General features: G+C 65.8%; 22 protein-coding genes. 5 read left to right on the forward strand and 17 right to left on the reverse strand.

Annotated elements, in window-relative coordinates; all coding sequences use genetic code 11:
- Positions 1-90: 90 nt before the first annotated feature.
- From ilvC to G6N08_RS19420, 3 genes are read right to left on the reverse strand one after another with little or no spacing between them, the layout of a single operon-like run.
- Positions 91-1,092, reverse strand: a complete 1,002-nt coding sequence (gene ilvC / locus G6N08_RS19410) for a ketol-acid reductoisomerase (protein ID WP_163760914.1) — start codon at positions 1,090-1,092, stop codon at positions 91-93.
- 43 nt (positions 1,093-1,135) lie between these two features.
- Positions 1,136-1,642, reverse strand: coding sequence for an acetolactate synthase small subunit (ilvN, locus tag G6N08_RS19415; RefSeq protein ID WP_163760198.1), 507 nt, complete (start codon positions 1,640-1,642; stop codon positions 1,136-1,138).
- Positions 1,642-3,447: an acetolactate synthase large subunit gene (locus G6N08_RS19420; protein ID WP_163760916.1), complete on the reverse strand. Its 1,806-nt coding sequence runs from the start codon at positions 3,445-3,447 to the stop codon at positions 1,642-1,644. Before G6N08_RS19420 ends, ilvN begins: the two co-directional genes overlap by 1 nt.
- A 476-nt stretch (positions 3,448-3,923) precedes the next feature.
- On the opposite strand from G6N08_RS19420, the gene G6N08_RS19425 reads away from it, so the two are divergent.
- Positions 3,924-4,262 (forward strand): PH domain-containing protein, encoded by a 339-nt coding sequence (locus tag G6N08_RS19425; protein ID WP_163760206.1) that lies wholly within the window; start codon positions 3,924-3,926, stop codon positions 4,260-4,262.
- A gap of 6 nt (positions 4,263-4,268) precedes the next feature.
- On the opposite strand, the gene G6N08_RS19430 is transcribed toward G6N08_RS19425, so the two are convergent.
- On the reverse strand, positions 4,269-5,186 hold the full coding sequence (locus G6N08_RS19430) for a DoxX family protein (RefSeq protein WP_163760209.1): 918 nt from the start codon (positions 5,184-5,186) through the stop codon (positions 4,269-4,271).
- 212 nt (positions 5,187-5,398) lie between these two features.
- Between G6N08_RS19430 and G6N08_RS19435 the strand changes: the two genes are divergently transcribed.
- From G6N08_RS19435 to poxB, 3 genes are all read left to right on the forward strand, one after another.
- Positions 5,399-6,520 (forward strand): PQQ-dependent sugar dehydrogenase, encoded by a 1,122-nt coding sequence (locus G6N08_RS19435; RefSeq protein ID WP_163760211.1) that lies wholly within the window; start codon positions 5,399-5,401, stop codon positions 6,518-6,520.
- Positions 6,521-6,751: 231 nt separating this feature from the next.
- The gene (locus G6N08_RS19440; RefSeq protein ID WP_163760213.1) at positions 6,752-8,407 is read left to right on the forward strand and encodes an NAD-dependent malic enzyme; all 1,656 of its coding nucleotides are present in this window, start codon (positions 6,752-6,754) and stop codon (positions 8,405-8,407) included.
- Positions 8,408-8,416: 9 nt separating this feature from the next.
- Positions 8,417-10,153, forward strand: a complete 1,737-nt coding sequence (gene poxB, locus G6N08_RS19445) for a ubiquinone-dependent pyruvate dehydrogenase (RefSeq protein ID WP_163760215.1) — start codon at positions 8,417-8,419, stop codon at positions 10,151-10,153.
- 78 nt (positions 10,154-10,231) lie between these two features.
- Here poxB and G6N08_RS19450 read toward each other — a convergent pair whose 3' ends face one another.
- Complete coding sequence (locus tag G6N08_RS19450; RefSeq protein WP_163760217.1) at positions 10,232-12,253, reverse strand: tetratricopeptide repeat protein; 2,022 nt, start codon at positions 12,251-12,253, stop codon at positions 10,232-10,234.
- A 318-nt stretch (positions 12,254-12,571) separates the two neighbouring features.
- Between G6N08_RS19450 and G6N08_RS19455 the strand changes: the two genes are divergently transcribed.
- On the forward strand, positions 12,572-13,732 hold the full coding sequence (locus tag G6N08_RS19455) for a histidine phosphatase family protein (protein WP_163760218.1): 1,161 nt from the start codon (positions 12,572-12,574) through the stop codon (positions 13,730-13,732).
- Positions 13,733-13,886: 154 nt separating this feature from the next.
- Here the strand turns inward: G6N08_RS19455 and G6N08_RS19460 are convergent, their stop codons facing one another.
- The 12 genes from G6N08_RS19460 to G6N08_RS19515 all read right to left on the reverse strand — a co-directional run bounded on the left by G6N08_RS19460 (position 13,887) and on the right by G6N08_RS19515 (position 26,523).
- Positions 13,887-14,813 carry a class I SAM-dependent methyltransferase gene (locus G6N08_RS19460; RefSeq protein ID WP_163760221.1) on the reverse strand — a complete coding sequence of 309 codons (927 nt, stop codon included), beginning with the start codon at positions 14,811-14,813 and terminating at the stop codon, positions 13,887-13,889.
- A gap of 2 nt (positions 14,814-14,815) precedes the next feature.
- Positions 14,816-15,727 (reverse strand): SAM-dependent methyltransferase, encoded by a 912-nt coding sequence (locus G6N08_RS19465; protein WP_163760223.1) that lies wholly within the window; start codon positions 15,725-15,727, stop codon positions 14,816-14,818.
- A gap of 235 nt (positions 15,728-15,962) precedes the next feature.
- Positions 15,963-16,727 carry a DUF6390 family protein gene (locus G6N08_RS19470; protein WP_170301298.1) on the reverse strand — a complete coding sequence of 255 codons (765 nt, stop codon included), beginning with the start codon at positions 16,725-16,727 and terminating at the stop codon, positions 15,963-15,965.
- A 2-nt stretch (positions 16,728-16,729) separates the two neighbouring features.
- Positions 16,730-17,869 carry a hydrogenase formation protein HypD gene (hypD, locus tag G6N08_RS19475; RefSeq protein WP_163760225.1) on the reverse strand — a complete coding sequence of 380 codons (1,140 nt, stop codon included), beginning with the start codon at positions 17,867-17,869 and terminating at the stop codon, positions 16,730-16,732.
- A gap of 12 nt (positions 17,870-17,881) precedes the next feature.
- The gene (locus G6N08_RS19480; RefSeq protein WP_163760228.1) at positions 17,882-18,154 is read right to left on the reverse strand and encodes a HypC/HybG/HupF family hydrogenase formation chaperone; all 273 of its coding nucleotides are present in this window, start codon (positions 18,152-18,154) and stop codon (positions 17,882-17,884) included.
- Between the two features lie 16 nt (positions 18,155-18,170).
- A complete protein-coding gene (hypE, locus tag G6N08_RS19485) occupies positions 18,171-19,283 on the reverse strand; it encodes a hydrogenase expression/formation protein HypE (RefSeq protein WP_163760231.1) in 1,113 nt (370 codons plus the stop codon).
- Positions 19,280-19,969 carry a D-sedoheptulose-7-phosphate isomerase gene (locus tag G6N08_RS19490; protein WP_163760234.1) on the reverse strand — a complete coding sequence of 230 codons (690 nt, stop codon included), beginning with the start codon at positions 19,967-19,969 and terminating at the stop codon, positions 19,280-19,282. The genes hypE and G6N08_RS19490 overlap by 4 nt, the downstream gene beginning before the upstream one ends.
- On the reverse strand, positions 19,966-20,709 hold the full coding sequence (locus G6N08_RS19495; protein WP_163760237.1) for a HypC/HybG/HupF family hydrogenase formation chaperone: 744 nt from the start codon (positions 20,707-20,709) through the stop codon (positions 19,966-19,968). The genes G6N08_RS19490 and G6N08_RS19495 overlap by 4 nt, the downstream gene beginning before the upstream one ends.
- A gap of 43 nt (positions 20,710-20,752) precedes the next feature.
- Complete coding sequence (gene hypF / locus G6N08_RS19500; protein ID WP_163760239.1) at positions 20,753-23,137, reverse strand: carbamoyltransferase HypF; 2,385 nt, start codon at positions 23,135-23,137, stop codon at positions 20,753-20,755.
- Between the two features lie 535 nt (positions 23,138-23,672).
- The gene (locus G6N08_RS19505) at positions 23,673-24,344 is read right to left on the reverse strand and encodes a hypothetical protein (protein WP_163760243.1); all 672 of its coding nucleotides are present in this window, start codon (positions 24,342-24,344) and stop codon (positions 23,673-23,675) included.
- Positions 24,334-25,665: a tRNA uracil 4-sulfurtransferase ThiI gene (thiI, locus tag G6N08_RS19510; RefSeq protein WP_163760246.1), complete on the reverse strand. Its 1,332-nt coding sequence runs from the start codon at positions 25,663-25,665 to the stop codon at positions 24,334-24,336. Before thiI ends, G6N08_RS19505 begins: the two co-directional genes overlap by 11 nt.
- A 420-nt stretch (positions 25,666-26,085) precedes the next feature.
- Entirely contained in the window at positions 26,086-26,523 is a 438-nt protein-coding gene (locus tag G6N08_RS19515; RefSeq protein WP_163760248.1) for an Hsp20/alpha crystallin family protein, read from the reverse strand.
- Positions 26,524-26,643 lie beyond the last annotated feature (120 nt).

Below are 26,643 nucleotides of genomic sequence, written 5' to 3' on the forward strand. Positions count from 1 at the left end.
GCCCGAACAGCTGCCCAGCGTGCAATGACGGGAAAACAGCCACGAACATTGCCCTGCTTACTCGCTCGGCGAACCGGCGCGTGGGGTGGTTTAAGCGGTTTCGGTGATCGGACGGTCCACCCAGCTCATCAGTGCGCGCAGCTTCCTGCCGGTGACCTCGATGGGATGCTCGGCATTACGGTTGCGAAGTTCGTGCAGTTGCTTGCTGCCGTCTCGCACATCGGCGACCAGCTTTTCAACGAAGCTGCCATCTTGGATTTCCCGCAGGATCTCGCGCATCCGCTCCCGCGTGGCCGCGTCGACGACACGCGGACCCGACAGATATCCACCGAACTCCGCGGTATCGGACACCGAATAGTACATGCGGGCCAGGCCGCCTTCGTACATCAAATCGACGATCAGCTTCAGCTCGTGCAGCACCTCAAAGTAGGCCAATTCCGGCGGGTAGCCGGCGTGGACCATCACGTCGAAACCGGCCTTGACCAATTCCTCGACCCCACCGCACAACACGGTCTGCTCACCGAAGAGGTCGGTTTCGGTCTCGTCTTTGAACGTGGTTTTGATGACACCAGCGCGGGTGCCGCCGATGGCCTTGGCGTACGACAGGGCCAACGCCAGGCCGTCGCCCGCCGGGTCCTGCGCCACCGCGACGAGGCACGGCACTCCTTTGCCGTCGACAAACTGACGGCGCACCAGATGCCCGGGCCCTTTCGGGGCGACCATCGCCACGGTGATGTCGGGAGCCGGTTTGATCAGACCGAAGTGAATGTTGAGCCCGTGACCAAAAAACAGCGCGTTGCCCGTGGCCAGGTGGGGTTCGATGTCATTGACGAAGATGTCCGGCTGCGCGGTGTCGGGGGCGAGCAGCATGACCACATCGGCCCATTCGGCCACCTCGGCGGGGGTGCCGACCGGCAAGCCCTGCTCGGCGACCTTGAGCCGCGACTTGGAGCCCTCCCTTAGCCCGACGCGCACCTGGACACCGGAGTCGCGCAGGCTCAGCGCGTGGGCGTGCCCTTGGCTGCCGTACCCGATGACGCCGACCCGGCGGCTGCCAATAATCGACAGATCCGCGTCGTCGTCGTAGAACATCTCGACCGCCACGTGAATGTCTCCTTTTCCCAGGGTAATACGGTTATTTGCCGGTACCTATGCCACGCGGGCCGCGGGACAACGACACCAGCCCCGATTGCACTATTTCACGAACACCGAAGGGTTCCAGCACCCGAAGCAGCGCTTCGAGCTTGTCCGGCATACCCGTTGCCTCGATGGTCAATGATTCCGGTGATACGTCAATCACCTTGGCGCGGAACAGTTTCGCTGCTTCGACAACCTGACTGCGTGTGCTCGCGTCGGCGCGGACCTTGATCAGCGCCAGTTCGCGGCCCACCGAGTTTTCGGGATCCTGCTCGACGATCTTGATCACGTTGATTAGCTTGTTGAGTTGCTTCGTGATTTGTTCGAGCGGGGTGTCCTCGGCGGAGACGACAATGGTCATGCGGGACATATTCTTCTGCTCGGTGGCCCCGACCGCCAGCGACTCGATGTTGAATCCCCGCCGGGAGAACAGTGCCGCGACCCGGGCGAGCACACCGGGTTTGTCTTCGACGAGCACCGAAAGCGTATGTGTGGTAGGCGACATCAGGCATGCCCTTCGTTGTCGGCGTCGTCGAAGAGGGGGCGAATGCCGCGGGCGGCCTGGATTTCGTCGTTGCTGGTTCCCGCGGCCACCATCGGCCAGACCTGCGCATCGGCCCCGACGATGAAGTCGATGACCACCGGGCGGTCGTTGATCGCGCGCGCCGCGTTGATCACCTCGACCACGTCTTCTTCACGCTCACAACGCAACCCGACGCACCCGAGCGCTTCCGCCAACTTCACGAAGTCCGGGATGCGATGTGAGTGGGTGGCCAGGTCCGTCTGCGAGTAGCGTTCCTGGTAGAACAGCGACTGCCATTGCCGCACCATGCCCAGGTTGCCGTTGTTGATCAGCGCGACTTTGATCGGCGCGCCTTCCACCGCGCAGGTGGCCAGCTCTTGGTTCGTCATCTGAAAACAGCCGTCACCGTCGACCGCCCACACCTCGGCCTCGGGCCGGGCGATTTTCGCGCCCATAGCCGCGGGGATGGCAAAACCCATGGTGCCCAGGCCGCCCGAGTTGATCCAGGTGCGCGGCTTCTCATAGCAGATGAACTGCGCCGCCCACATCTGATGCTGTCCCACGCCGGCGACATAGACGGCGTCGGGCCCGGCGATCTTGCCGAGGGTGGAGATCACGTACTCCGGGCTCAGGCTGCCGTCGCTCTGCGGCCCGTAGCTCAGCGGATAGGTGGCCTGCACACCGCGCAGGTACTGCCACCAGTCGCCGAGATCGAGGTTGCCGGGGGTGCCGTCATGGCGCAGTGCCACGATGAGCTCAGCGATGACCGCTTTGACGTCGCCGACGATCGGCACATCGGCGCGCCGGTTTTTCCCGATCTCGGCCGGGTCGATGTCGGCGTGGATGACCTTGGCTTCCGGGGCGAATGAGTCAAGTTTTCCGGTAACCCGGTCGTCGAAGCGGGTGCCCAACGCGATCAGCAGGTCGCTGCGTTGCAGTGCGGCCACCGCCGCGACGGTGCCGTGCATACCCGGCATACCCAGATGCTGCGGATGGCTATCCGGGAAGGCGCCGCGCGCCATCAGCGTGGTGACGACGGGGATTCCGGTCAGCTCGGCCAGATCCCGCAGCTGCGCGGTGGCCTCCCCGCGGATGACACCGCCGCCGATGTACAGCACCGGCTTACGGGCGGCTGCGATCAGTCGCGCAGCCTCGCGCACCTGCCGGCTGTGCGGTTTAGTAGTGGGTTTGTAGCCCGGAAGCTCCATGCGCGGCGGCCAGCTGAACGTGCACTGGCCCTGCAGCACGTCCTTGGGGATGTCGACGAGCACAGCGCCGGGGCGGCCGGTGGCCGCGATGTGGAAGGCCTCGGCCAGCACCTGCGGAATCTCATCGCCGCTGCGGACCAGGAAGTTGTGCTTGGTGATCGGCATGGTGATGCCGGAGATGTCAGCCTCCTGAAAGGCGTCGGTGCCGATCAGCTGGCGGCCGACTTGCCCGGTGATGGCCACCACCGGGATGGAGTCCATCTGCGCGTCGGCCAGCGGGGTCACCAGGTTGGTGGCGCCGGGGCCCGAGGTGGCCATGCACACCCCGACTTTGCCGGTCGCGTGAGCGTAGCCGCTGGCGGCATGCCCGGCGCCCTGCTCGTGGCGAACCAGCACGTGACGCAGTTTTTGCGAGTCGAACAGCGGATCGTACACCGGCAGCACTGCTCCGCCCGGAATCCCGAAAATAACCTCGACCCCGAGTTCCTCCAGCGATCGAACTACCGCTTGTGCGCCAGTAACTTGCTGCGGCACAATACGTTTCGATTGAACTCCGACAGACTTGGACGCGTGTTGGATGCCGCTCGGCGCCCCATTGGGGGATGGTGGGCTCGCCGACGGTTCTCGCGTAGTGGGTGTGCTCACGATCTTCGGTCCTACTCTGCTGGCCTCGGCCGGCTGCTGCGGATTGGTGGGCAACAAAAAACCCCCGTCAGCTCACCGTGCTGCACGAGGGTTGCGCGTTGGCGCTAGAAGGTTACGACCGCCAGCCACCAACGCGCCGACCAAGTACTACCAGCATCCCGCGGGTCTTCATACCCTGCGACGGTAGTCTCCGCACAGGTCAGACGTCAAATCCCGCCAGGTGAAAACCGCGGCCGCCCGGGCCGTGCGGCCAGGTAACCCAGCCCCCGATCCCCGGTGCGGCAGCGCCACCGTCAGAAGACACGCACCGCAGAAAGGACCTTTGAATTGCATGCGAAGATGCACAGGTGGCCTCCGATTCGTCGGCCCAACCATCCCGGGAGCGGACCGCGGTGCTCAGAGTTTCGCCGATGGCTCATGTGGCAGTGGGATTTTTCACCCTCGGGCTGCTGGTTCCGGTACTCACCTGGCCGGCCACCGCGCCGCTGCTGGTGATCCCGGTGGTCTTGTCGGCGTTGATCATCCGGCTGCGCACGGTCGCCGACCGCCAGGGCGTAACGGCGCGCACACTGCTCGGCAGCCGATCGGTGCGGTGGGAGGAGATCGACGGATTGCGGTTCACCCGGGGTTCGTGGGCGCGGGCACAGCTCAAAAGCGGCGGCGAGCTGCGATTGCCCGCGGTCAGCTTTGCCACCCTGCCGCAGCTCAGCGAAGTGAGTGCCGGCAGGGTGCCCAACCCCTACCGCTGACAGCGTTCAGCGCAACGGGTTGGCGCCGTTCAGCAGCACCCACACGGCGATACCGGCGCCGATACCCCCGAGCAGCACAACGAACGAGCCGATAAAAGGCCGCCGGGACCAGCCGCGACCGGCGTCGAAGCCGTAACGGCCCGGGCCGATCAGGATGACTGCAATGGCGACGACGATCAAGGTGATGTCGTATTCGTGTCCGTGCGGCAGGAAATACGACAACGACCGCGAGTGCGGCTGGGCTGAGGCGCTGGCAACCAGGCCGTTGATCAAGTACGCCAGCGCACCCGCGGCCGCCAGCGGAGTAAACAAGCCCAGCACTAACAAGACGCCGGCGACGATCTCGCCGCCGGCGCCCACGTAGGTAAGGATCTCGGCATGCTGGTAGCCGACATCAGAGAGCGAATTCTTGAATCCGGTCAACCCCTGTCCGCCCCACCAGCCGAACAACTTCTGCAGGCCGTGTGCGAGCAGCACTGCGGCCAGACCAGTCCGCAGTATCAGCAGGCCCAGATCCTGGGTGCCGCGCCGGCCGGCGGCGCGTACCCGCTCGTCGTCCTCGCCGGAGCCGACGTCATCCGACCCGCTGCCATCCGGCCCGGCCGCCGAGTGCCGCCCCCCTCCGGGCTGCTGCGCTCCGGACGGCGGGTCCTGCTGCAAGCCCCCGCCGTATCCAGAGTTACCGACACGCACGTTTTCTAGCGCATAACTCGATTCATGGCCTGATTGATAGCTGGACTTAGAGTCGGTTGCATAGCCCGATTGGTAGTACGGGATCGTGGTGGTCTCGAAATCGCCGGCATAGCCGGCTGAGGGCAGGTCGTCTTCCGGGTCGACCAGGCTTGCCGAAGCCGGGCGCGCCGGGGTTGGCGTGTCGGGATTGGGCGTTCGCCGCCACCGTGAGTCATTTGCTTGACTGGTCACGCCTGCCAGGGTAAAGCCATTTGCTCCTGAATTGGGGATTTGAACGGCGCTTTCACCCGACAAATCCGCGCTTCGCCCGACGGCGCCGTGCGCAGCGGTCCGGTGAGTGAGGCACGGCCCCGGTGCGGCCGCTCGACGATCTCAGCCGTGCTGGGCCCGCAGCCAGGCCCGACTGTGGCGGGGCACCCCGTCCTGTCCGTAACCTGGCGGTTATGCGAAGACGGTGGTGGGTTCGACGCGGGCTTGCCGTGCTCTGCGCGGCGCTGCTGGCGTCGAGCGGCTGCGCACGATTCAACAACGCCCAGTCGCAGCCCTTCACCACCGAGCCGCACCTGCGGCCGCCGTCCACCTCGACACCTCCCCCACCCCCACCGCTACCCGCTAAACCGTTCCCCAAGCAGTGCCCAGCGCCGGGCGTGATGCAGGGCTGCCTGGAGAGCACCAGCGGATTGATCATGGGCACCGACAGTAAGTCCGCCCTTGTCGCCGAGCGCACCACCGGTGCGGTGAAGGAGGTGTCGCTCAACGCCGAGCCGAAGGTCAAGACCGTCATCCCGGTCGATCCGTCCGGTGACGGCGGGCTGATGGACATCGTGCTCTCGCCCACCTACCAGCAAGACCGGCTGATGTACGCCTACATCAGTACCCCCGGCGACAACCGCGTGATCCGCATCGCCGACGGCGACGTGCCCAAGGACATCCTGACCGGAATACCCAAGGGCGCGACCGGCAACACCGGCGCGTTGCTCTTCACCAGCCCTACCACCCTGGTCGTGCTCACCGGCGACGCGGGCAACCCGGCCCTGGCCGCCGATCCGCGATCGATGGCGGGCAAAGTCATCCGCATCGAACAGCCCACCACCATCAATCAGGCCCCGCCCACCACCGCGCTCACCGGCATCGGCGCCGGCGGTGGCCTGTGCAAAGACCCCGTCGATGGCTCGCTTTACGTTCTCGACCGGGCCCCGACCGCCGACCGATTGCAGCGCATCACCAGAGACTCGCGGGTTTCCACGGTGTGGACGTGGCCGGACAAACCCGGTGTGGCTGGATGCGCGGCCATGGACGGCACCGTGCTGGTCAACCTGATTAATACCAAACAGACAGTGGCAGTACACCTCGCACCCGCGACCGGTGCGGTCACCGGTGAACCCGACGTTGTCCGTCAGGGCACCCATGGGCATGCCTGGGCCTTGCGGATGGCGCCGGACGGAAACGTGTGGGGCGCGACGGTCAACAAAACTGACGGTGACGCCGCGAAACTCGATGACGTGGTCTTCCCGCTCTTCCCGCAGGGTGGTGGCTTCCCGCGCAGCAACGAGGACAAGACCTAGCCGGTGTCATCGGTTGCCCCGAACAGCCCAGATCGGCCGGGCCGTTGCGCTGTTCCTGTCCATTGCGCGTGATCACGCCGATCCCGCTGCACCTGCCGCCCACACCTGGCCCTGATCAGCGTGCGACACTCAAGAACGATCGAACGACGCAGAAATCCGGTGGGATTGCTTTGCGCTGTGCGCGGCACCACTGCTGCCCGGCAGGGAAATCTCACGCGAGAAGGACAGGCGATGCCAGACGCGGTCATACCACGGATTCCGGTTGCACTGGCCACCCCGAGCCTCAATCGAGGGGTCGGGTTCACCCACGAGGAGCGTCACAAACTGGGGCTGACCGGTCGGCTCCCGCCGGCAGTGCTCACCCTGGAGCAGCAGGCCGACCGCGTCTGGCATCAGCTGCAAAGCATGGCAACCGATCTGGGTCGTAATCTGCTGCTGGATCAGCTGCACTACCGCCACCAGCTGCTGTACTTCAAGGTGCTCGAAGACCATCTGGCCGAGCTGATGCCGATCGTGTACACGCCGACGGTCAGCGAGGCGATCCAGCGCTTCTCCGACGAGTATCGGGGGCAACGGGGGTTGTTTTTATCGATCGACCGCCCCGACGAAATCGCTGAGTCGTTCGAGACGTTCGGGCTCGGTCCCGACGATGTCGACCTGATCGTGTGCACCGACGCCGAAGCGATCCTGGGCATCGGTGACTGGGGAGTGGGCGGCATCCAGATCTCCGTGGGCAAGTTGGCGCTGTACACCGCAGGAGGCGGTATCGATCCGTGCCGCACCATTCCGGTCGTCCTTGATGTCGGCACCGATAACGAGCAACTGCTTGCCGACCCGTTCTACTTGGGCAACCGCCATGCCCGTTATCGGGGCACCGGCTACGACGAATTCATCCGCCGCTATGTCGAGACGGCTCACCGACTTTTCCCGCATGCGATGCTGCATTTCGAAGACTTCGGACCACGCAATGCCCATGCCATCCTGGACCAATACTCATCGGATTACTGCGTGTTCAACGACGACGTGCAGGGCACGGGCGCAGTCGTGATGGCTGCCGTCTACAGCGCGTTGCGTATCACCAAGATCCCGTTGCGGGATCAAACGTTAGTCGTTTTCGGTGCCGGCACCGCCGGCGTCGGCATCGCCGATCAGATCCGCGACGCGATGGTGGCCGACGGCGCCACGCTCGAGCAGGCCACCTCACAGATCTGGCTCGTCGACAAGCAGGGGCTGTTGTTCGACGATATGCAACAGCTGCACGACTTTCAGGTTCCCTACGCCAAGAACCGAGAGACATTGGGTCTCAACACCGATGACACAACCGGCGGTATCGGTCTGGTCGATACGATCAAGGTGGCCTCCCCGACCATCCTGCTCGGCTGCTCAACAGCCTACGGAGCGTTCACCCGCGAAGTGGTGCAGGCGATGACGGCATCGACCGAACGGCCGCTGATCTTCCCGCTGTCGAACCCGACATCGCGTATGGAGGCAAGACCGGCCGACCTGCTGGCGTGGTCGGACGGCAAGGCGCTGGTCGCGACCGGCAGCCCGGTTCCTCCCGTGACATACCGTGGTATTACCTATCCCATCAGCCAGGCCAACAATGCACTGGTGTTTCCCGGCATAGGGCTGGGCGTCATCGTGGCCGGCGCTCGCCGGGTGACCAAAGGAATGCTCGCTGCAGCGGCCAAGGCGATTGCACAGCTGGCCAACCCAGCGACCCATGGTGGCGAGCTGCTGCCCGGTGTTCAGAACCTGCGGGCGGTTTCGGCCAGCGTCGCCGAAGCCGTCTACCACGCTGCCGTCGACGACGGGGTGGCCACCACAACACACGACAACATCGTGCAAACCATCCACGACACCATGTGGATACCCAAGTACGACTAGGGAGCGCATATGGCGACTGTGGCGCAGCACCTGATCGCCGCCTTGAAAGTTAGTGGGGTGAAACGGGTTTACGGGCTTCCCGGCGACAGCCTCAACGGTTTCACCGACGCGATCCGCCGCTCCGGGGGAATCAGCTGGGAGCATGTGCGCCACGAAGAGGCAGCGGCATTCGCCGCCGCCGCTGACGCCGCGCTGACCGGCCGGCTGGCGGTGTGCGCGGGCAGTTGCGGGCCGGGCAACCTGCATCTGATCAACGGGTTGTTCGACGCGCAGCGAAGCCGTGTGCCGGTGCTGGCGATCGCAGCACACATTCCGCTGTCCGAAGTCGGCTCGGGGTATTTCCAGGAGACGCATCCGCAAGAGCTGTTCCGCGAGTGCAGCGTTTACTGCGAGCTGGTCAGCACTCCCGAGATGGCGCCGCGCATCGTAGAGATTGCGATGCGCACGGCCGTGGAAGAGTGCGGGGTGGCCGTGGTGGTGATCCCCGGTGAGATCTTCGGGACCCGCGTCGGCGAGCGGGACTGGCACATCAGGCCGGTGTTACCGACCCGGTCCGTCGTACGCCCCGACGACGAATCGCTGCGTCAGGCCGCCGACATCCTCAACGCTCACACACGTATCACGATCCTGGGCGGCGCCGGGTGCGCGGGTGCCCACGACGAATTGGTGAGCCTGGCTGCGACCGTGCAGGCACCGATTGTGCATGCGCTGCGCGGCAAGGAATTCATCGAATACGACAACCCGTATGACGTCGGCATGACCGGTCTGCTGGGATTTGCCTCGGGATACAAAGCTATCCGGGAAGCCGAAGTGCTGCTGATGCTCGGCACCGACTTTCCGTATCGGCAGTTCTATCCCGACGACGCTCGGATCATCCAAGTCGACGTGCGCGGCAGCCACATCGGCAGGCGCGCCCCGGTTGATCTGGGCCTGGTGGGCACGGTGAAGGACACCCTTGCCGGGCTGCAGCCGCTGTTGACGCCGAAGCACAACCGTGACCACCTGGACCGCGCGCTGAAACACTACCGCAAGACCCGCAAGTCGCTGGATGACCTGGGGGTCAATGACCGCGACCGCACCCCGATCCGGCCGGAATATGTGGCCCGCCTTGTCGATCAACTGGCTGACGATGCCGCGGTGTTCACCTACGACGTCGGCACGCCGACCATCTGGGCCGCGCGCTACCTGACCATGAATGGCCGACGCCGGCTGATCGGGTCAGCCACCCACGGCAGCATGGCCGGTGCGCTGCCACACGCGATCGGCGCCCAGACCGTCGACCGGAGCCGGCAGGTGGTGGCATTGGCCGGTGACGGAGGCCTGACGATGCTGTTCGGGGAGTTGGCCACTCTGATACAGAACAAGCTGCCGGTGAAGGTGGTCGTGTTCAACAACTCCTCGCTGAGCTTCGTTGAGCTGGAAATGAAAGCCGCCGGGATCGTCAACTTCGGTACTGATCTGAACGCCATCGATTTCGCGGCGGTAGCCAAGGCGCTGGGCCTGTGTGGTCGTCGGGTCGAAAACCCCGGCGACCTGGCAACCGCGTTGAGCGATGCGTTCAGCTGTGATGGGCCAGCGGTTGTCGATGTCGTCACCGCGCGCCAGGAACTGAGCATCCCGCCGGTCATCACCGCTGAGCAGGCAAAAGGGTTCTCGCTGTACGCGATCCGCACCATCCTCGCCGGCCGCGGCGACGAGCTCCTCGATCTTGTCAGCACCAACGTCGCCCGGCGGATCCTGGATTGACGCCGCTGAGCGGCACGCCCGCGACCACTGGCTCCTGTTCGCCGGGGAGGGTCGATTCGGGTGCTCGCCCACGCGAGGTCATGCCGGACTGAGGCACAGCACTTCGTCGAGGCTGGCGGTGCGCAGCCCGGCAGCGGCCGCCCGCCGCCCGACTGCGGTGATCGGGTCGGCGCCGTGCAACCCCCCGGCCCGATCCAGGCGTGTGGTGTCGAACATCGCCGGGCCCCTGGCCACTGTGTCGGTGAGGAGGTAGCGCCCGGCATCGGGGGCCCGGCGTACCGTCTGCTCGGCCGCGCAGGCACCGATCAGCGTGGCCGCATCCGCGACGTTGATTGCCACCTGAAACACCTGTGGTTCTGCCCGCAACACGCCGGTCAGACGAGTGATGAGATTCTCGGGTGCAAAGAATCGCCACCCTTGGCCCAGATGCAGCCAGAATCGTCCGTGGACCTGGCGGCGGATCTGCGCAAGCTGCGCGCCCGCGGGATCGTCGCTACCGGAATGAGCGAACTCGAGGAACCCGTAACGCTCGCGCAGCGCCGCACGATCCTGGCTTGGCAGGCCGGCGTCAACCACCAGAAATCGCCCGGCCCGCGAAAGATCGAGGCAACAAACCAGAAATGAGTTCAGTGCCTGCTCAGTCGCGCCCCGGTCGGGCCCGGCAACCAGGGTGACGATCACCTCGGCTTCGCCGGCGACCACATCCCGCACCACTGCATCGGGATACGATGAGGCCGCCTCGATCATCGTCGGGACACACATATCACGGTTGCGCGCAATCCGTTGCCGATCATGCTCGGGAATGTCGGGGTGGGACAGCAGACGCCGCCACAGCGTGAATGCCTCGGCGTGCCTGCCAATCCGGAATGCGCATGCCGCTTGCTGGTCGAGAGCGCGCCAGGTGTAGATATCCGCGTCTAACACTAACAGGTCGTCTTCGGGAAACGGGATTTCGGCGACGCGCTGGGCAAACAGGTAGCCAAGCCGGTAACGTCCTTCGGCGCAGTAGCGGTACGCGATTGCATACAGCGGCTCGGCGCGTGTCGGCCGAAACTCCCAGGCCCGCAGATAGGCGTCTTGAACATCGGGCCACGGCGCCCCAAGTTGCGCCATCGACTGGGCAATCTGCCATGCCGCGAAGTAGACCTCCTCTTCCCAGCCGCCCATCTCGACTCGCCGCGCATACCAGGTGCATGCGTTGACGAAATCGCCAAGCGCGAAATAAGTCTGAGCGAGCAAGAAGACTGACCGTGCATCCTTGGGGTTGCGTTCAACCTTGGCCAGCAACAGATCACGCACATGCTTCGCCGGATCCACTTGCTGGGCACCCGCTTGCGCTGTAGTGGGCGGAATAATACTGTGCGCGGCCGCCTCCAGTTGGGCATCGGTGACCTCAAGGCACAGCTCGCCCGCGAGCCGACGGATCACCACGGCTGGTGCGGCGCGAAGCGCCTCGAAGTCGACCCTGATCGTCGCAACACCGCGAAGCGCTTCGTCGCGCGCTGCGATCAGACGTGCCGTTGACTCAACCCGCTCCTGCTCGTCGCTCAACCAGCCCAGCCGATTCAGGGACGCCACCACTTTCGGGAGCGGCCGGTCCACCACAACCGGCACCACCGGGCCCCAGGCTTCGCGGATGACGTCAACGGCAAGACAAAGAAGAGGATTCTTGGCGCCCGGCCGCTGTCCGGCGATGCGCGCCGCGCGACGATGCTCGTCGGCCCAACTGCGCAGTTTCGCCCGGAAAGCACCGCCGTCGATTCTGAGCTGACCTCCAGGGCCGTTGAAAGCACCAAAAGCTCTGCGGCATAACAGGGTTAGCCGGTAGTCCTCCCAGGTTTCGTATGGTTCGCGAAGGGCCAAGTCGAACTCGGCGCCCATAAACACCCCAAGGTGGTGCAGGACACCGGCCACGGCCGAGGTGCCGCCGCACCATGGGCCCAGGACAACGATGATCGGCTCGACGAATGCCACGACATCCTCCCACAGCCCGACCGCTGGGAACGGTACCAAATCGTCGGCGTACTCAATCTGGATTGGTGAATCGATGATTTTGAGCCTGCGGCGTGCGGACCCGCAGCGATCGGCGCCCGCGCTCACAGCTCGACCGTGCCGGCGGCATTGAGGACTCGGCTGCCGGGCCGAGCCGATGGATCCGGTTTCTGTGAGTAACGCAGGTCCGGTGTGCGTGGCAATAGCTGAAGATGCTGTGCCACAGGGCACTTGCCAGGGCCAGTAGGACAGCCCAGCCGCGCCGGCGCCGATGTCACCTGCACAATGACCGCCAACCCCACCGTCAACCGACCTGACAACATTGCAATAACAAATAAATTTTTCACGTATTGTTCTCAGGTCTTTGATAGGATTCATCACACGCCAGTACCCCGACCGGCTGGTACCGCGTGACAGGATCCGCCTATGGAACTACCCCGCCGCCCGTATGCCGCCGCTGGTGTCGCCACCGCAGCCGCCAGCCTGATCGCCGTCACCCCGGTGGCCCACTCGTCACTGGCGTCACTTGCGCCGGCGGTTCAGCTGTTGGCCGGTGAGGAGGAGATCGTCCTGGACCTCGTGCGGCACGGGTCCAACGGGCCGCCCTCTTACCTGTCGACGATCGGCTCGTTTCTGCCCGGATATTCGCTCAACGCGACCGGCGAGGAACAGGCGCAAGCCGTCGCCCAGGTGCTCGCGCCGGGTACGCCCTACGCGGGGATCTATGCGGGGGACAACATCCGGATGCCGGAGACCGCAGCGCCGTTGGCTGACCTACTCGACATGAAAGTGCAATTACTGCCCGGGCTCGACGAGATCCCCGGCGGTATTTACAACGGTCTGCAGGCGTCAAGCCCCGGCGGCATCCTCTACGAGCTGACCTTGGCTGCGTGGGCGTTCGGATTGGACTTCGTGCCGATGCCGGGCTCCTACGACATCAACGGAGTGGCCTTCGACGAGAACTTCACCGGCGCCGTTCAAACCATCTATGACAACACCGTGAGCACCGACGCCCCACCCAAAGACGTCTTGTTCTCCGGTGAAGCCGCGATCAGCACCTGGGTGCTGATGAACGCCAAAAACCCTGACTTGTCAATCTTCTTACCGATGTTTCTCGAAGATCTGGTGTCGGGTAAGGCGTTCCTGCCCAACACGGGAATTGTCGTTGTCCAGGGCGATCCTGAGGCCGGGTGGACGATAGTCAGCTGGAACGGGCAGTCGATCCCGGCTCCGGGATTGCCCACCGAGCTGGTGGTTGACGTGCGCGACTTGATCACCGCGCCGCAGTTTGCGGCTTACAACATCTTCGAGGCCGCTCTCAGCGGCGATCCGACGACGATTCTGAACGCGATTCAGACTGGGGCCAGCGATATCGGCACTGCACTGGTCCAGTTCCCTGTCTCGGTGATCAGTGACCTCCTCGGCGCGGTGAGCGGAGGCACCCAAAATCTCGCTGGCGACATCACCGGGTTGTTGCAGGCTGACGTCGGCGCGGCCACCGCGGCAACGTTGCTGGACCCAGCGGGCATCAGCTCACTGCTGGGCACCTTTGCCGCGGACCTCCCGGCCATGCTGGGTCTGTTCTAAACCTGGGCGCGACACACCACCAAGCCACACTCGTCGCGTCGGCGCATCGATCCTGGGCGTAGCAGCTACGGAGCGATGTGTTCGAAACCCTTCTCATACAGGTTTTTTCTGCTTCGCCACCGGCCACTGACCCCGCGTGGGGCGACACCGGCGTTCAGCTGCGCGTTCGCCGCGCGGAGACGAAAACGTTCGGCATGCGGTCGCTGGCCACGTCGCTGCGACCGTAGCGGGCCAGCCACTCCCCCAGGGTCGCCGCCGATACCTCCCAGCCGTGCTCGTTCAGCCAGGCACTCAGATCGGTGCGCTCCTCGGGATACCACAGTTCTTCGAGATCGATGACGTCGGTGTCGACGAGGCCGGTGGCCACCGACCGCAAGTGCCGCATCTGGTCACGTTGGCGCGCCAGCCACTGGGGGTTCAGCGCCTCGGCGCCGACCGCGTTGGCAGCCAGCCGGCTGCCGACGGCGCTGAGCTCGTGGATGCGTTCGAACAGCGAATCCTGCGCTGATGCCGTCAGATAGCGCAGCAGCCCCTCAGCCGACCAGCCGGTGGGCCTGGCCGGATCGAACCCGGCGTCGCGCAGCGCCCGCGGCCAATCCTGGCGCAGATCCACCGGCACATTCACCAGATTGACCCGTGGGCGCGCCCCGTGACGTTGCAGCGTGACGGCCTTGAACTCCAGCACCTTCGGCTGGTCGACCTCGTAGAGGGTGATACCGTCCGGCCACGGCAGCCGCCACGCCCGCGCGTCCAGACCCGACGCCAGGATCACCATCTGCTGGATGCCGGCGTCGGCGGCGGCCAGAAAGAACTCGTCGAAAAACACCGTCCGCACCGCCATGAAGTCGATCATCGCGCGCACCATCGTCCGCACGTCGGTATCGACATCGTCAGGCAGCGCCGGCTTTGCATACAGACTCCAGATGCCCTGGCCGGCCTCGTCCAGAAATACCCGCGCGAACGGGTCACGGATCAGCGGGTTTTCGCTGTCCGTCTCCGCGGCCCGCGCAGCGGCAACGGTCAGGGCTGTCGCACCCACGCTTTCGGTGATGTCCCAGGTGTCGTCATCGGTTCTGGGCATACTCACGTGCTCCCGTCGGACCGTATCGAGGTGTAGTACCAGTTGTCAGCGAACGGCGATTGATCGGCGCGCGGGGCCAGGCCGTGTGCCGCCAGCAACTGGCTCATCGGTGTCGTGACCGACTGCCAGCCGCGGTTGTCCAGGTACCTCGCAACGTCGTGACGGTCGCCGTCATAGACGAGGTCGGACGGCACGATGTCGAACCCGTGGCTCCCCCACCGTTGCAGGACAGGTTGCAGCATATCGCGGGTCAGCGGAACAAAAATCTCGGTGGCCAGCTGGCTGCCGGTGGCGCTGAGCGCAGTGATGCTATCCAGCAACCGATCTTGGGCATCCGGCGACAAAAACGGCAGCAGGCCCTCAGCGATCCACGCGGTGGGCCGGCCGGGATCGAAACCTGCCCGACGCAGCGCCGTGGGCCAATCCTGACGAAGGTCGATTGGCACCACCCGCAGGTCGGCAGCCGGTTCGGCGTTCAGCCCGGCAAGCGTCGCGGTCTTGAATTCGATGACCTGGGGCTGGTCGACCTCGAATACCGTGCTGCCCGGCGGCCAGGACAGCCGGTAACTGCGCGCGTCCAGACCAGATGCCAAAATCACCGCCTGACGAATACCCGCCCCCATCGCGTTGCAAACGAAGTCGTCGAAATAGCGGGTCCGGACGGCCATCAGGTCGACAAACCACTGCAGAACGCGCCGGCTGCCGTCGTCAGCGAGGTCAAGCTCGCCGCCTGCCCAGCGGGTGAAAAAGTCAATTCCCACGGCCCGCACCAGCGGTTCGGCGAACGGATCGTCGATAGTCAGATCACCCGCCTTGCCGGCGGCGCCCCGCGCGGCGGCCACCAGTGTCGCGGTCGCTCCCACGCTTGTTGCCAGGTCCCACGTGTCGTTGTCGTGACGCAGAGAGGGGTCCATACCTTCCATCTTGCAACCCCACCGTCTAGCCCCTGGCACGCGGCACACCGACCTGGGCCTGTGGCCCGGCGAATTCGTGCTCGTTGCTTTTTCACCCAAAATTCACCCGAAACCGCCGGCCGTCCGCACAGACGCCGGTTAACGCGGTCACACCGCGCTCACCACGGGCAGAGGTACGGGGAGAGATCGGCCATGAACCAGGCGAGGCGCGCCTGCGCAATGCCCCCTCTGCGGGCTAGTGGTCCGCTGTGGCCGTGACCCGCCGCAGCCGGTGGTTGGTCACCCGGAGCTGGCGGTGCGTTGCATCAGCCAAAACCTCAACCTGCTGCGGTTGCAGCCGGCCACACACCCGGCCCCAGTGAATCGCGATCTCGTCGCCGACCGCCACATCGGGCACGGCGCTGTACCCGTCGGCCCAGACGTCGAGCCTGCGCGGCGCAGGGTCCGACAGATGCAGCGACTGACCATCCCACACCAGTCGGCGGCACAACACCTCAACGCCGTCACCGTCACGGGAAAGCACTGTCCCCCATGTGATTCGGCAATTGTCAAGCACATTCAGCGGGTGCTCGTCAAGGCCACGGCCCAGCAGCCTCGACCAGGGATAGACACCGAAAACGTGAAAACAGTGGTTGGCGGCCGCTTCGCTCGCCAGATCCGTGTTGAGGTGTGCCCAATAACGGCCTGCCTGCGGACCGATGACCGCGAGCAACTCGGCGACGAATGCGTAGGGGTCCAGGTCGGCGCCGAGTCCGCCGCCCAGCCAGTACGACTCGACGAGCCGGTAATCCAACGGGTCGGCGATACCGGTCATCTCCGAAAGCACCTGCAGATACGGCCAGGCCCCCGAAAACGTCATCGCCGCGGCGCGGACCTCGTGCACCGATCCGCCGCGCAGCGTCGCTCCCAGCGGCGGGCCGCAAAAGCCCAATGCGTTGGGGGCATACGCGTAGCGGGCGAACATTTCAGCCCCCCGGGTGTCAACTGCCGGTGCTGACACTGTCACGCCCGCCCGGAGGACCCCACCAGCTTGACGGCGTCGCGATGCAGACGGCCGAAGTTGTAATAGGCCGCACATGCCCCCTCAGGTGACACCATGCAGGTGCCGATCGGGGTCTCCGGCGTACACGCCGTGCCGAAAACCTTGCATTCCCAAGGCTTAAGCACACCTTTGAGCACCTCGCCGCACTGACATGCCTTTGGGTCGGCGACCCGCACCCCAGGCATGGCGTAGCGCAGTTCGGCGTCGAAGTCGGCGAAATCGTCGTGTATGCGCAACGCGCTTTGCGAAATGAACCCCAGGCCGCGCCATTCGAAGTGCGGGCGCAGCGCGAACACCTTGCCCATCAGCGCCAGCGCCGCCGGGTTGCCGTGCTCAGGCACCACTCGCGAGTACTGGTTTTCCACCTCGCAGCGGCCTTCGCGGATCTGACGCAGCAGCATCGCCACCGACGCCAGGATGTCCAGCGGCTCGAAACCAGAGACTACCAGTGGTTTTCGGTAAACCTCCGGCACAAATCGGTACGGCCGGTTGCCGACGACAGTCGACACATGCCCGGGCCCAATGAAACCCGAGAGCCGCAGATCCGGGGACTCCAGAATCGCCTTGATCGGCGGCACGATCGTGACGTGGTTGCAAAACACACTGAAATTCGCCAAGCCCAGATCGCGGGCCCGCACCAATGTCACCGCGGTTGATGGCGCGGTGGTCTCGAAACCGATCGCGAAGAACACCACGTGTTTGTCGGGGTTGTCAACCGCGATCTTGAGTGCGTCCAATGGCGAGTAGACGAACCGCACGTCGGCGCCACGCGCCTTGGCGTCCAGGAGATTACCGTTGGAGCCGGGCACCCGCATCATGTCACCGAAACAGGTGAAAATCACACCGGGCTGGCCGGCCAGCCACATCGCGTCGTCGATGCGGCCCATCGGGATCACACAGACCGGGCATCCAGGCCCATGCACCAGTTCGACGTTTTCCGGCAGCAGGTGCTCGATACCGTGCCGGTAGATGGTGTGCGTGTGCCCGCCGCACACCTCCATGAACTTGAAATGTTCGCCGCCGTCGCCGGCCAGGCGCTCGATCGCCCCCAGCAGTGTGCGGGCCGCCGCCGGATCGCGAAACTCATCGACAAACTTCATCATCACTCCCGATCACACGATGGCAGACGAGTCGAAGGCCGCGATCTCGGTGGTATACGCGTCACCGAGCTTTTTGACCGCGTCGAGCGTCAGCAGCGCCTCGGTCTCGTCGATCTTGGCCATCGCGAAGCCGACGTGCACCAAAACCCAGTCATCGGGCTGGGGCATGTCGTTTTCCAGCAGCCGCACACTGATCGTGCGCTGCACACCGCTGACATCGACTTTCGCCAAGTAGTTTTCCGGGTCGGTGATCTCAACGATCCGCCCCGGGATTCCAAGACACATTCGTTCATCCCCTCATTCAGCAGATCCGCGGCAGCGGGTCACCGACGAGCATGTCGACGATCCGCGTACCACCGAACCCGGTGCGCACCACCACAGTCTGCGCCGGTTCTTCGAGTATTTCTCCGACTTCGGCCGCATCGGCGCCCAACGGATGCGACCGCAACGCCGCTATCGCCGCCTCGGTCTCCTCCGCGGCGACGACGGCCACGATCTTGCCCTCGTTGGCCACGTAGAGCGGATCGATGCCCAGCAGCTCACACGCCCCGGCCACCATTGGGCGCACCGGCAGCTTTTCCTCGTCGAGTAACACCCCCAGCCCGCACGCCTGGGCCAGCTCGTTGCAGACAGTGCCCACCCCCCCGCGCGTCGCGTCACGCAGCCAGCGCGTGGACGGCGCAGCCGCCAGCAGCGACTCCACCAGCGGACTCACCGAGGCGGTGTCGGAACGGATATCGGCCTCGATCGCCAGATCACCGCGGGCCAGCATCACCGCCATACCGTGATCACCCATCGACCCCGACAGCAGCACCTTGTCGCCCGGGCGTACCGAGCGGGCTGACAGGTCACGGCCCGCGGGGATCACACCCACCCCCGTCGTGGTGACGAACACCCCGTCAGCCGCACCCTTGGGCACCACCTTGGTGTCACCGGTGACGATCTGCACACCGGTTTCCGCGGCCGCCGCCGCCATGTCGGCAGCGATCTGCTTGAGCTCAGCGATCGGAAAACCCTCTTCGAGCACGAATGCGGCCGAGATCCATTGCGGCACCGCGCCACTGACGGCGAGATCGTTGGCGGTGCCATGCACCGCCAACTGGCCGATTGAGCCGCCGGGAAAAGTCCGGGGCTGCACCACAAACGAATCCGTGGAGATCACCAGCCGCTCACCGCCCGGCAAGTCGATGACCGCGCCGTCGCACAGCGGTTCCAGCAGCGGATTGCGGAACGCCTCCACGAACACGGCGTCGACCAGGGCCGCCGACGCTTTCCCGCCTGCCCCGTGCGCCAGGGTTACCCGCTCTTCCAGCAACCGGGGGCGCCGCCGGCGGAACGACTCGATCCGCTCGATCACCTGGCCCTCGTCGAACCTCGGGCCGGACGAGAGGTATTCGCTTGCTGACTGGCTCACGACATCGTCACCCCCGTCGCATCGGCCCGTTCGTGCACCGCCACCCACAGCTGGTAACCCAGCAGCGCCTGCGCCTCCTGGATCCGGTGCACACTCTGCGAACCCACGATGAAGCACACGTCGACATCGGGGTTGTCGGCGAACGCCCCCCCGTTGTAGCCGGCAAACCCGACGGTGTACATGCCGCGGCGACGCGCTTCCGCCAGCGCGGCCAGCAGGTTAGGTGAGTTTCCGCTGGTCGACATCGCAATGGCGATATCACCGGCCCGCGCGCGGGCAATCAACTGCCGGGCGAACACCAGCTCGAAGCCGACATCGTTGCCCAGCGCGGTCACGATCGCCTGATCCGCGGTCAGCGACCAGGCAGGCAGCGGCTTACCGATGGGCGGCCGGGCGAACAACATCGCCAACGTCGTCGAATCCGTGCAGCTGCCGCCGTTGCCGAACGTGAACAGGCGCCCTCCCGCCGCGAACCGGCGCGCCATCTCGGCGGCGGCCCTGCCCAGCGATTCCGCATTGGACTCCAGCGTCGACCGGCGCAGCGCCAGGCTCTCGGCTGCCTTCGCCTCCGCCGACGCGGCCAGATCGGCCAACAGCGACTGCGCATCGTCTTCCCGGGCGTCAATGAACGGATACAAGAAGTTGGTCGGCTCCTGCCCGGCGTCGCGGGCGTCGAATCTGGTCATCGGCGCCGCTCCGCAGGCCCGGCCCTGCCGGGCTGGTCGTCGCCGACGCGGCTGATGGCCGTGCCCGCGTGCACCAGCACCAGCTCGCCCACATCGACCGGTTCGACCAGCGCGGTCGCGATCGTCTCGACACCGCCGGCGGTGCGCACCTGGGCCGTGCCGTCCCCGGACACTGCCAGCACCTCACCCAGGCGTCCCTCGTCGCTGCAGGTGATGCACACCTCTTCGGCCGCCGCCTTCAGCAGGCCGGGATGCTCGAAACAGACGTGGGTCAGCTCCCACAACACGTGGTAGAACAGCACGAAGCCGCCGGTCGCGGGCACGCGGGGATCCGGGTCGTCGAGCCACAGCACGTGGTCAGCGCTGCCGGCCGGGGGTCGCTCACCACTGCCGATCCAGACAGTGCTGACACCCCACGCCGGCGCCCGGCGCATCACCGACCGCACGTCGGGGTGCCGGGCACCGGACACTGCGATCACGATGTCGCCGGCACGAGCCGACACCCGCACCGCATCCACCAGGTCGGCCCCGGTCAGCGCCACCGCCGGCAATGCCCGCTTGCCCACGATCACCGGATGGATGAACTCGACCGCGATATGCAGGGCATGCGGCTCCCAGCCGGGCGCGAGAGACCACATGGTGGCCCCGGCCGAGAACCGTTTGGCCAGGGTGAAGGCGGTGGCGGCCAGATCGGCGGCCAGCTCGCTGCCGAGCCCGCGGTCAATGGCGGTGGTCGTCATCGCAGCACCACCCTTCTGAGACCGAACACCCGGCGCGGATTCTTCAACCACGATCGCACCTTTGAGCACACGATTCATCCCCGTTTGGCGAATCAGCCCGCGGGCTGGTCGATATCAGGACCGATATCGCCGCCTGACCGAGCGCCAGCCCCCCGTCGTTGGGCGGGACGAGGTGATGGGTCAGCACCTCGAAGCCCGCCTGGTGCAGCTGTTGCCGGCAGGCGTGCAGGAGCAGCACGTTCTGGAACACCCCACCGGTCAGGCCCACCAGTCGCACCGATCCGGCAACCAGGCTGACCGTCGCGGCGACAGCGGCAGCGACCGCCTCATGAAACCGCGACGCCAGCACCGCGGGCGCCACACCCGCCCGCAGCGCCGAGACCATCGCCCGGATCATGTCACGCGGGTCAATCACCCCGTCGGGTCGTACGGCCAGCCGCAGCGCCGGTGTCCCCGGCGGCGGGTCACCGGCCGAGTCGGCCAGCACCTCCAGCTCGATGGCCGCCTGGGCCTCGTAGTCGATGCGGTGACGGATCCCCAGCAAAGAGGCGATGGCGTCGAAGAGCCGGCCCATGCTCGAACACGGCACACAGCCCACACCGCTGTCCAGCTGGGACCGGGTCACCCGCAGCTCGGCCGCCGTGGCGGCGCCGACCGGCGGAAGATCCGCCGTCCACTCGATACCGGCCATCCACAACTGAGACAGCGCCATCCGCCAGGGATTCCGCACGGCGGCGTCGCCACCCGGTAACGGCACCGGCAACAGGTGCCCGACCCGGGCGAAGCGGTGGCTATCGTGCCCCAGGGCCAAAATCTCCCCGCCCCAGATCGTCTGATCGCAGCCGTAACCCGTGCCGTCAAAAGACACACCGATAATGGGTTCACCCAGACGGCCGTGTTCGGCCAGCAGGGACACCACATGCGCATGGTGGTGCTGGACGAGGTCCAACGGGCGCTCCCCGGCGCGGCGCTCGGCCCAGCTGCGGGTCTGATAACCCGGGTGCATGTCCGCCGCCAGGCGGACCGGCCGGTGGCGTATGTCGCTGAGCTGGGCGACCGCCCGTTCGAACGCGCGCAACGTCTCCCAGGTGCCCATGTCGCCGATGTGCCCGGACATAAACGCGCGCGGACCGTCGGTGAGGCAGAACGTGTTCTTCAGCTCGCCGCCCACCGCCAGCACGGGCGGGCCGTCGCGGCCGAGGTCGACCGGCAGCGGCGCGTAGCCGCGGGAGCGGCGGATCGGCAGTTCCCGACCGTCGACGACCCGCACCACCGAGTCGTCGCACGGCACATGGATAGGCCGGTTATGGTCGAGCACCGCATCGCACAGCGGTGGAAGTCGTTGCGCAGCATCGTCTTCAGTGAAGCAGATAGGCTCGTCGGAGCGGTTGGCGCTGGTGAGCACCAACGCGTCGGGCGCCGGCGCGTCAGCGCCGGGGACCGGCGCGAGCAGCAGGTGGTGAAGGGGTGAGTACGGCAGCATCAGCCCCAGCAGCGGGTTGGCGGGTGCGACGGCGGCGGCCACCGGCGCATCTGGGCGGCGCCGCAACAAGACAATCGGGCGCGCCGGGCTGGTCAGGATTGCGGCCTCGCTGTCGTCGATCCACGCATAACGCCGTGCGACGTCAAGGTCACGCACCAGCATGGCGAACGGCTTGGCGCCGCGGGCCTTGCGGGCCCGAAGCCCACCGACCACCGCTTCATCGTCGACCGCGCAGGCCAGGTGGTAACCGCCGATCCCCTTGATCGCGACCACCTGGCCGCTCGCCAGCGCGTGTTGCGCCGCCGCCAGGGCCGCGTCTGATCCGTCGACCCGGTGGGACCCCGAACTGAACCACAGCGACGGCCCGCAGTCCGGGCAGGCGATGGGCTGGGCGTGAAACCTGCGGTCTGCCGGGTCGTGGTATTCCACCGCGCAGCGCTCGCACATACCGAACGCCGCCATGGTGGTGGCCGGGCGGTCATAGGGCAGCGCGCGGATGATGGTGAACCGGGGGCCGCAGTTCGTGCACGTCACAAAGGGGTGCCGGTAGCGGCGATTGGCAGGGTCGAACAGCTCGGCGACGCACTCGTCACACACGGCGATGTCGGGCGGAATCGGTGTGGTGGCGCCGCCGGCGGTCTGGCTTTCCACGATGCGGAAATCGGTGCCGCCCCCGGTCTCGGGGTCCATGTCGACGATCTCGACACCGGTGATCCTCGCCAGCGGCGGCGCTTCGGCCCGCAGCCGGCGTCCGAACTCGCTGACCCGCGCCGGCGGCCCCTGCACCTCGAGGAACACCGCGCCGGAATTATTGCCGACGAACCCGGCCAGTCCCAGCTCGGTAGCGACCCGGTGCACGAACGGGCGAAACCCCACGCCCTGAACTACGCCGGTTACCGTGAACCGCTGCCGAACCTGGCCGGTGCGCAGCACCACATCGGTCACGGCGACCACCGCAAAGACACAGGCAGCACAAAACCGGCGGGCCCGACGTGCTGGCCGCCCCGGTCAGTTCGCCCCTCAACACGCCTCAGGATCACACCGTTTCGCCAGTTATGACCCTACAACTCAGGCCGAACACATGCCAGGTGCCCGTCGCCGGCACCCGTGGCGGATTCAGCGCCGCATGATCATCGGCCGGCCAGCCGCGCCGCCGTCGGACGGCCGCCGTCGCCGATCGTCGGCGCCACCTCACGTGGGGGATCCTCGGCTCCACAGCGCATCAGCCGGGGCCGGCGCAACCGGCCGGCGCACATAACCCCGGCAGGAAAAGGTCTGGTGCCCCCATGCCAGGCCGATCTGGTAAATCGAAAAGCCTTGTGCTATAAAGGTATTCTGTTTAGCTGGTGTGACGTCCCGGCTGGCTTTTCGGGTGGCGGATGCCATTATCGCCGTGGTGGTGGCCACATTTTATTGTGCATCAACACAATCCAGAAAGATCACCGGAACCAGATCGACACTATTTTCCTACACCAGGCTGTCACGACCGCTCAGAGCGATAGCACTCGACAAAGTCACCGTAGCCGCACGACTCGGCCAGCGCCAGCTCGTCTTCCCGATCAGGCTCTTCGAGGTCGTCCATCCACTGCCGGACCAGGGCTGCACCCTTGCGCACGGTACCGTCAGCCTGCGGATCTGCGCGCAAATGTCCGAATGAGCGAATGTAGCGGTCAGCCAGTGTCAACCGGTGGGCGCCGGTCACTACGTCGACCGCTTCACCTGCCCACAGGCGGACCATTCGCCGGTAGGCGGTCATCTCGTCGACGGGCAGTCCCGCGGCGCACAGGACGAAGCGGGCGTTCCGCAGCTCGGCAAGTATGTCCGTACGCCGCGCCTTCAGCGTTTCACGCGCGAGACGAAGCTCGGCGCCAAACTGGTCCGCGGTCAAGCACGTCAGCGATTCGTCGAGGGCCGAGGGATACAGTGCACGGCCGATATCAACACGCGCCCAGTCTCCGAAACTTTCTGCCCACGTGGCTAATTCGCCGACTGCCACGTTGAGCTCGGCGCGATGACGATCGAGATGCTCTGCGAACTCAACATAGCCTCCAGCAATCAGCAACTGTGCCGCTCGCACCACTGACGCTGTCAAAGCACCATGAGCACCGATCAGCGTCACGATCTGGTCATGGGCCCGCCGCTCACCGTGCACGGCAATCACCCCGGGGCATGCCTGCTTCCTGCAAAGTCGGACCCGCCACCGAATCCCTGCGGCCCGGGGACGGGCAAGGGTCGAGATCGAACCGCTGTACATGGTTTAGGACCTCATCGATCATGTCGTCAAGCCCCGCGCGCGCCTCGATGCGGGCAAGCTGGTCCGCCGTCGTGCGGGTGGCGACTCGCCGAGGTAAGAACAGCTGGCAACAATCCTCATCCGGTAGGGCGGCGATCTCAGCGGTGCCAAGTCGGCGTGCTTCGGCCATTATCTCCTGCTTGTCGAACGCCAGCAGCGGGCGCAGCACCGGAACACTGACAGCTTGATCGGCCACCGCGAGGTTTGGCAGGGTTTGACTGGCGACCTGTCCCAGGCTATCGCCGGTGACCAGAGCCTGCGCACCGATCCGGCGCGCAAGCGTGTCAGCCAGGCGCAGGTAGAGCCGGCGCTGTGCCACGATCTGCGCTTCACCGGCACCGCTGGCGGCCAGGATGCGTTGGGCACGCCCGACGGCAACGACGTACAGATGCGAATCGGATTGGAAACGCGCAAGGCTGCGTCCCACAGCGTACGCCTTGTAGATCGAGGAGGGATTGGTGAACGGCGCGCCTGTGCAGTGCAGGAAGTCGCAGTGCAGTCCCCGTCGCATGGCGCGGTACGCGGCGACGGGTGAGTCAAAACCGCCGGACAACAGCACCAGCGCGCGACCACTCGAGCCTACCGGCAGTCCGCCGCGGCCGTGATGTCGCTCGAGTCCGACGAAAATTTCGCAGCGATCAACCTCGACCAGCAGCTCCACGTCCGGCCGGTCCAAGTTCACGCGCCAACCCAATTCGGCACACACTCTCGCCCCAACCCGGGCCGCCAACTGCTCGGACGTCAGCTCAAACCGCTTGTCACGACGCACACAGCGCACCGCGAACGTCGGCCGCGGTGTGTGGGGCCCGCGCTCGCGCAGCAGCTGCACTCCGGCGGCCTCGGCGGCCGCCGCGGATTTGGCCACGCGCCACGCCGGTTGCACGACGCTGAGACCAATCACGTCGCCGGCTCGCGCCACCAGCTCGGCCTGGGACAGCTGCGGCGCGGAGACGGCCAAAACACCCGAGCGCCGACGCAATCGGATTCGTGGTGGTGGTGTCTGGCCACGGGTCAGCGCACGCTCGAGATTGCGCAGCAAACAACGCTCGAAACGCTCACGGTTACGGTGCTTGAGCACTAACTCGCCGTATTTCAACAGTACACACGGTTCCGTCCGGACACCGACCGGCTGCGCGTCGGAAATACCCGCAACCGCAGCGGACGGCACCGGGTTCACCATCGCCGCACTCCTGCGCTCGCCGGAACACCGGACATGCATGCGATGGTGTTCACGAAATCTACTGCACACCAGTTACTTTCGCACTGCGTCATCTGTCAACGCCTCCCCAGCCGAAACGACGTCGCCGACTCGCCGAGCCATCCACCGTAGATTGCGTTCCTGCCCACTGCTCACCGGTGCCCTCGCAGTGGCGGCGAGCCACCACGGTGTCCGGGATCGCCGCGACCAGCAACCCGGGCAGTGTGCAGATATACCCACTCACACCGTCGAAAACAACTTCGACCCCGCATGCCGCGTGCGATGTCGTTGATGACGCGGCGAGCGGCGCCGGTGTCGCGGCGAGGAGACTGACCGCGCGCCGCTCGCCTGGGGCTCTCTGCACCTGCCGGCCCGGCGTCTGGCCGAACCCCCGGCAGCCGCTCAGGCGTTGATGGCTTTCCGTCCGCCCGCTTCGACGGGGATCTTGCGGGGCTTGGCCGCTTCGGCCACCGGAATCGTCAGCCGCAACACCCCGTCGGTGTAGTCGGCAGTGATGTGGTCGGCATCCAGGCCGGTACCCAGGTACAGCTGCCGACTGAAGACACCATGGGGACGTTCTCCGGTCAGCCAGTCCCGGGCGTCATCCACGGGGGGCCGCTCAGCGCGTACCGTCAGCGTGTCGTTCTCCACGTTGACATCCAGCGAATCGGCTTTGATTCCCGGCAAGTCGAGCTCGACGACGATCTTGTCGGCTTCACGCCAGGCGTCCATCGGCATCAGCGCGGGACGCGCCGCGGTGCCGAGCGTGGTACCCCATAGCTGCCGGGTCAGGCGGTCAAGGTCGCGAAAGATCGGATCAAACCTCAGCATGGCTATCACCTCCTTTCACCCTTTCACCCGTACGGAATATGTTCTTTTTCGCTACAGAAAACTTAACGGATCAGACACATATTCCTGTGCCGGGCGGGTTGGCCGCCCCGGGATTTCGCGGGTGGGCCG

Source organism: Mycobacterium botniense (assembly GCF_010723305.1).
Lineage (GTDB): Bacteria > Actinomycetota > Actinomycetes > Mycobacteriales > Mycobacteriaceae > Mycobacterium > Mycobacterium botniense.